Annotated in this window: 5 protein-coding genes; all 5 read left to right on the top strand. The window is 37.2% G+C overall.

Annotated features, from left to right (window positions below; genetic code table 11):
- The first annotated feature begins 42 nt into the window (after positions 1-42).
- Positions 43-3,330, top strand: coding sequence for a type I-F CRISPR-associated helicase Cas3f (gene cas3f / locus GSY74_RS09300; protein ID WP_164664826.1), 3,288 nt, complete (start codon positions 43-45; stop codon positions 3,328-3,330).
- 22 nt (positions 3,331-3,352) lie between these two features.
- Positions 3,353-4,630, top strand: coding sequence for a type I-F CRISPR-associated protein Csy1 (csy1, locus tag GSY74_RS09295; protein WP_223157523.1), 1,278 nt, complete (start codon positions 3,353-3,355; stop codon positions 4,628-4,630).
- Positions 4,627-5,517, top strand: coding sequence for a type I-F CRISPR-associated protein Csy2 (gene csy2, locus GSY74_RS09290; protein WP_164664825.1), 891 nt, complete (start codon positions 4,627-4,629; stop codon positions 5,515-5,517). Before csy1 ends, csy2 begins: the two co-directional genes overlap by 4 nt.
- 12 nt (positions 5,518-5,529) lie before the next feature.
- Entirely contained in the window at positions 5,530-6,549 is a 1,020-nt protein-coding gene (csy3, locus tag GSY74_RS09285; RefSeq protein ID WP_164664824.1) for a type I-F CRISPR-associated protein Csy3, read from the top strand.
- A 7-nt stretch (positions 6,550-6,556) separates the two neighbouring features.
- A partial coding sequence (gene cas6f / locus GSY74_RS09280; RefSeq protein WP_164664823.1) for a type I-F CRISPR-associated endoribonuclease Cas6/Csy4 occupies positions 6,557-6,744 on the top strand: 188 nt, incomplete at its 3' end.

Below are 6,744 nucleotides of genomic sequence, written 5' to 3'. Positions count from 1 at the left end.
TGAAGTGAAAAAAGCTTCACTCTATTATAGGGACGGAGAACCATGATGGTTACTTTCATTTCACAATGTGAGAAAAATGCTCTAAAAAGAACGAGAAGAGTTTTAGACTCTTTTGCCAATCGTATAGGTGACAATACTTGGCAGACAATCATAACCCAAGAAGGTTTAAAGGCTGTCAAAAAATTGCTTAGTAAAACTGCTTCTAAAAGTACAGCTGTGTCTTGTCACTGGATACGAAGTCGTAGTCGTAGTGACTTTTTGTGGGTAGTAGGGAATAGAGATAGATTTAATAAGGAGGGAATTGTGCCTGTGAATTGGACGAAAAAAAATATTTTGGATAATTATAAAGAGAGTGATTGGAAGTACCTACCTCTTATTCAGTCCTTGACAGCTCTCTCTGCTCTCTTTCATGATTGGGGTAAATCGACCAAACTTTTTCAAGAAAAATTAAAGTCTAGTACTAAACAAGGTGACCCTATTCGGCATGAGTGGATTTCTTGTATGTTGCTTCATGCTTTTATCGTTCAAAATGAGAAGAGTGAAGAGGGTTGGTTGAATTCTTTGACTTTGGGTGAGATAGATGAAGAGGGTTTGAAAAAAAGTGTGCTGGGTGTAGATAGGCAAGTTTTTAAAAATCTTCCTAATTCTGCCAAGCTTATTATGTGGTTGATTGTTTCTCATCATCGGTTGCCTAGTGATTCAGTAAAAAAAGATAAGATTCGACAAGAGTGGAATGGTGTAGAGTCCAATTCTATTGATGATGCTTTGGAGTATATTACTCAATCTTGGGGATATGAGAATAGGTATGATGAAGAGGAGTATCAAAAGCGTTTAAAACAATGTTTTGAGTTTCCTCATGGATTGTTGAGCAGTTCGGTTAAATGGAAAAAAGAGCTTAAAAAATGGTCAAATCGTCTGCTTGGTTCTTTGTATCTGCTGGAAGAGGCTATGAACGATGGAAGTTACAGAGTGGTTTTACATCATGCACGATTGGCTTTGATGTTGGGAGACCATTATTACTCCTCTCGTGATGCTGATATGGCATGGAAAGATACGCAGGGACTCTTTGCCAACACTGACCCAAAAACCAAAGTGTTAAAACAGAAGCTTGATGAGCATCTTTGTGGTGTGATGAAGAGTGCTTTAAAAACAGTTTACCTATTACCTGCTTTTGAAAAAGAGCCACCGTTGGTTGAGGACAATAGAGTGCTAAAAAAGAGAAGCCCAACAGCTTTTTCTTGGCAAGACAAAGCTGTTAATAAACTAAAACCTTTTATGGAAACTGATAAAAGGCAAGGTTTTTTTGCTGTCAATATAGCAAGTACAGGTTGTGGTAAAACTTTTGCTAATGCAAAAGTAATGCAGTGCATAGCCGAAGAGAGAGATACACTTCGGTATGTTTTGGCTTTAGGGCTTAGAACACTTACCTTGCAAACAGGCGATGAGTATAGAGAACGTATTGGATTAGATGAGAGTGAGTTGGCCGTGTTGATAGGCTCTAAAGCTGTTTTGGAACTACATAACAGAGCCAAAGAAGAAGCGTCTGAACCTGTAGAAGATTATGGTTCAGAGTCTAGTGAATCACTACTTGATGAGTGGATAGATTTTGATTCGGCTATTCCTGAAGAAGGCTTGGCTACAGTGCTTAAAAAGCCCAAAGATAAAGCTTTTCTCTATGCTCCTGTCTTAGTCTGTACCATTGACCATTTGATGGGTGCAACAGAGACAAAAAGAGGTGGAAAATATATTTTGCCCTCTTTGCGTCTGATGAGTTCAGATTTGGTTATAGATGAGATAGACGACTTTACAGGTTCTGACCTTATTGCCATAGGACGGTTGATTTATTTAGCAGGGATGCTTGGTAGAAAAGTGATGATTTCCTCTGCGACCATTCCACCTGATTTGGCAGAAGGATATTTTAATGCCTATAAAAAAGGGTGGCAACTCTTTTGTAAAGCAAGAGAGGCTAAAAATGAGATAGTCTGTGCATGGATTGATGAGTTTAAAACAGAAGTTTCATTGGTGCATAGTTCAAAAAGTATGGAAGCCGTAGAGAACTATAGAGAAGCACATACAAAGTTTGTAAAAAAGCGTGTCTCTAATTTGAAGTTAGAACCTGTCAAACGAAAAGTAGAGATAGTAGACTGTCAAGAGGAGATGGAAGAGAGTGAGTTTGAAGAGGAGGAGAGTAAAGAGAAGCATTATTTTTCTAAAATAAAGAGTGCCATTGTTCAAAATCATAAGCTTCATTATACAGTAGATAACAGAACCAATATTCGTGTTTCCTTTGGTGTTGTTCGTATGGCAAACATACGACCTTGTGTGGCATTAGCAAAGTTTTTAGCTAAAGAGGAAAGTGAGGATGTTGAGATGAAAGTGATGGCATATCACTCTAATCAAGTGTTGCTTTTACGACAAGCCCAAGAGCAGTACCTAGAGGGTGTGTTAAAACGAAAAGAGAAAGAGGGGGAAGAGCCAAAAGCATTTGAAGATGAGGTTGTTCGTTCGCATTTAGATAGATGTAAAACTAAAGATATGATTTTTGTATTGGTAGCAACACCTGTAGAGGAGGTTGGTCGAGACCATGATTTTGATTGGGCTGTGATAGAACCCTCTTCGTATCGTTCTATTATTCAATTGGCAGGTCGTGTTAGACGACATAGAGTTGAGGAGATAAGTAATCCCAATATTGCTCTGATGCAGTATAACTATAAAGCTTTTAAAGAGAATGATGAAGAGGGAGAAGCCTATTTTAACTATCCTGGGTATGAAGTTGGCATAACCTTGGATACGCATGATATGAGAGAATTGGTAGATACAAAAGCTCTTGAAGAGCGATTGGATGCAACGGCTAGAGTAATGAAGCCTGAAAAATTAAAGCAGAAATCTTCATTGAGTGACTTGGAACATTATCAAACTCAAAAATATTTAACCTCTTATGATGGAAAAGGGGCAACATCTCTGCAAGGCTATTTGGATGAGAATTGGTTTTTGACAGCACACCCACAATACTTGCACCCCTTTAGAGAGAGTGAACCGACACAAAAAGTTTTTTTGGTTTATGATGAGAATAATAGAGATTATTCATTTTGTGAGATAGAAGGGTATGACAATATTATCAAAAGAGAGGAGTTATTGCAGATTAATAGAGTAGAGATTGATGATGAGATGAGAAGTGGATTGTGGTTGAGAAGAGACTATAATACTTTAGTAGAAGAGTTTGACAAATCTAAAAGAGCTATCTCTATAAAATATGGAGAGTTGAGCTTTGGCTACTATGAGGGCAGTGAGTATGAGTATAGTGACCAATTTGGGTTGGTTAAAATATAAAATAATTAAAAGGAGACCTATTATGAATAAAACAATATCCAAGTTTTTTGATGATAAAAAAGAGGCTTGGATTAAAAAAAATCTTAAATCTTCAATGGAAGAGGATGAGGTTTTAGAACTGCATGAAAAATGTGCAATTGAATTTTCACGGCAAGTTTGGTTGCCCAATGCTTCTAAAAGAGCAGGGCAGATTTCTATGGCGACACATCCATGTACTTTTTCTCATCCGAGTTCGAGAAAAAACAAAAATGGTTATGTCACTTCGATTATTGCCAATGTAGAAAAAAGAGATGATGGATTTTTACGGACAGGAAATGTAGAAGTTCAGCGAGATGCTTTGGGTAATGCAGCTGCTTTGGATGTGCATAAGTTTTTAACTTTGATAATGCCTGATGGTAAACAGCTCATAGAGCATATACAAGAAGAGACATCATTGGCAATCTCTCTTTTGACAATGAAGAACAAAAACTATAATGAGTTGAGAGATGAATTTTTGGCAATGGTCTCAACTTCTACAGAGTCTGTAACAAGTTCAAAAATAAAACAAGTCTATTTCCCTGTAAAAGATGATTATCATCAACTCTCTATTTTGACTAACTCTGGTATGGTTTTTGCGTTGAGAAAACGACTTAATAAGATACGTTTTGGAGAAGATGAAGAGGAGAAAGAACTTTTAAAAGAGTTACGAGAGAGTAGAAAAAATAGTAAATTTTCAGAAGAAGCCTATAGAGAGATTCATCATCTAACTACCATAGGATATGGAGGAACTAAACCTCAAAATATCTCTGTGTTAAACTCTCAAAATGGAGGAAAGGCACAGCTTCTCCATTCGATGCCACCCACTTTAGATAAAAGAGAAGTTCATTTTCCTAAAATAGATTTTTTTAAAAACTCTATAAGTATTTGGGAGTTCAAAGATACTTTTTTTGCTCTAGATAACATCTATAAAACTGACTATAACAATGTCAATATTCGTGAGGGTAGAGATTATCGTTATGGAGAGATAATAGATAGAATCATTGATAAGATGTGGGCGATACGAAATGTTTCAGAAGAGCAATACTATGAAAAAAACTCCAAACTAAAACATCATCAAAAAGTATGGCTTCATCATGAGTATCAAGATGAGAGAGAAAAGAATGATGAGTGGCTAGATAAGATGTTAAAAGAGATAGCACGATGGGTCATTGATGTGGGCTATAAGAAAGTTGTAGGAAAGAAAGAGCATATAAAGTTTGGGAAAGGAGAGTATTTACATCTTTTGACTCTTCTTGAAAAATATAAGGAGGCATTACGATGATAAAGACTCTATTAATTGTACCCCATATAGAGGTACACAATGCAAATGCTCTCTCTAGTCCTTTTACCATAGGGTTTCCTGCCATGACTGCATGGTTGGGAGCTGTTCATGCTCTGCAACGAAAGCTCAATAGTGATGGTTTTGAAGCGTTGAAATTTACGGCAACAGGGGTGGTTAGCCATAAGGCTGATTTGCAAGTGCATAAAGGGGTTGGAGATTATGTCTACTCTATTGTAGGGACAAGTAACCCTGTAGAGAAAGATGGAAAACGACCTGCTTTTATAGAAGAGTCAAGAGTACATCTTGATGTTTCTTTGGTTATTGAATTTTCAGGACTTCATAAACGAGATGAAGAGAACTTTTTAGAAAGAGTGGTGCATCATCTCAAATCAAGAATGAAAATGGCAGGTGGCGATATTTTCAAGCTTAGAAAACCCATTATAGAGAGAGAAGAGCAAGGTGAAGAGAGCGATACACAGCGTATTCGCCGAAAACTTATGCCTGGGTATGCCATTGTCGAGCGACGAGACTTGATGATGGATGCGATGAAACAAGGTTTAGATGGTTTAGATGCACTTTTAGAGTATGTGACGATTAATCACAGTTGTGAAAAAGATGATGAGGGCAAAGTACTCTGGTCAAGCAGTCGAAAAAGTGCTGGTTGGATTGTGCCTATAGCCACAGGTTTTCAGGGTATATCAAAATTAGGATCTGCCAAAAATCAGCGTGATCCAGATACACCTCATCGTTTTGCTGAATCTGTTGTGACCTTGGGCGAGTTTAAGATGCCATATAAGATTGAGTCTATTGATGAGATTTTATGGTATTACAGTGCAGACAAAGAGCATGGATTGTATCTGTGTGAACAAAATAAAAATAATAGTTAAAAGGAAAATAACATGGCAAAAGAGAAAAGTAAAGTAGCATCGGTTTTAGCTTATGAGAAGAAATTGGTCCCATCAGATGGACAGATGTATGGAACAACTTGGGACAAAAAAGAGAATAAAACAGCTTTGAAATTGGTAGAGAAATCGGTGAGAGGTACGATTGCAAATCGTCTAAAACCTGCTATCAAAAATGACCCTGCAAAACTTAATGCAGAGGTAGAAAAAGCAAACTTGCAAACAGTAGACTCTTGTGCCTTGGAGCCACTACAAGACACACTTGTGTTAAATTTTACGCTAAAAGTTTTGGGTGGTATCAAAGAGCCATCTGCTTGTAATAATTCAGATTTTTTAAAAACCTATCAAGAAGCAATAGCAGGTTATGTAGAGAAAGAGCAGTTTAGAGAGCTTGGATTGCGTTATGCGATTAACTTAGCCAATGGACGATTTTTATGGAGAAACAGAGTAGGAACAGAGTTTATTGAGGTTGAAGTTAAAGATTTGATTTCAAATAAGAGTTGGAGCTTTGATGCTAAGAGTTTTTCTATTCGTTCTATGCAGAGTGATAATAAAGAGGCTATAGATTTAGGTGAAAAGATAGCTAATGCACTTGCAAGTGATGATGAGTTTTTGATGTTAGAGATAACAACCTATGCCAAAGTGGGAAAAGCCCAAGAGGTCTACCCTAGTGAAGAGCTTGTTTTGGACAAAGGAGCAGGCAAAAAGAGTAAGATTTTGTATGCTGTAGATGGTGTAGCCTCTATGCACTCTCAAAAGATAGGAAATGCTTTACGAAGCATAGATACTTGGTATCCTGAGTTTGGCACAGAGTCAGGAAATGGAGCGATAGCCATAGAGCCTTATGGTGCTGTGACCAATATGGGAAAAGCCTTTAGAACGCCAAAAGAGAAGAAAGATTTTTATACTTTCTTTGACAAATTTGCACAGGGTGAAAAGCTTGACTCCGTAGAAGATGAGCATTATGTGATGGCTGTACTTGTGCGTGGTGGTGTGTTTGGTCAGAGCGATAAGTAGGCTTAGTATGAAATACTATATTGATATTAAATTGATGGGTGATACAGAGATTACTCTTGGTTTCATCTGGCAAAAGTTCTATGCACAAATGCATTTAGCTTTAGTTGATATAAAAGATGAAAACAATAGTGTAGATATTGGATTCTCTTTCCCTTTCTATGAGAATCATCCTTTTCCTATGGGAGATGTTTTGAG

Origin of the sequence: Sulfurovum sp. bin170, assembly GCF_010892395.1 — a bacterium.
Classification (GTDB): Bacteria; Campylobacterota; Campylobacteria; order Campylobacterales; family Sulfurovaceae; genus UBA1140.
Note: the sequence above shows the minus strand (reverse complement) of the source record. Positions and strands in the feature narration are given on the sequence as shown.

Coding starts and splice junctions, on each gene's coding strand:
- cas3f (WP_164664826.1), top strand. CDS start 43: ATGATGGTTACTTTCATTTCACAATGTGAGAAAAATGCTCTAAAAAGA.
- csy1 (WP_223157523.1), top strand. CDS start 3,353: ATGAATAAAACAATATCCAAGTTTTTTGATGATAAAAAAGAGGCTTGG.
- csy2 (WP_164664825.1), top strand. CDS start 4,627: ATGATAAAGACTCTATTAATTGTACCCCATATAGAGGTACACAATGCA.
- csy3 (WP_164664824.1), top strand. CDS start 5,530: ATGGCAAAAGAGAAAAGTAAAGTAGCATCGGTTTTAGCTTATGAGAAG.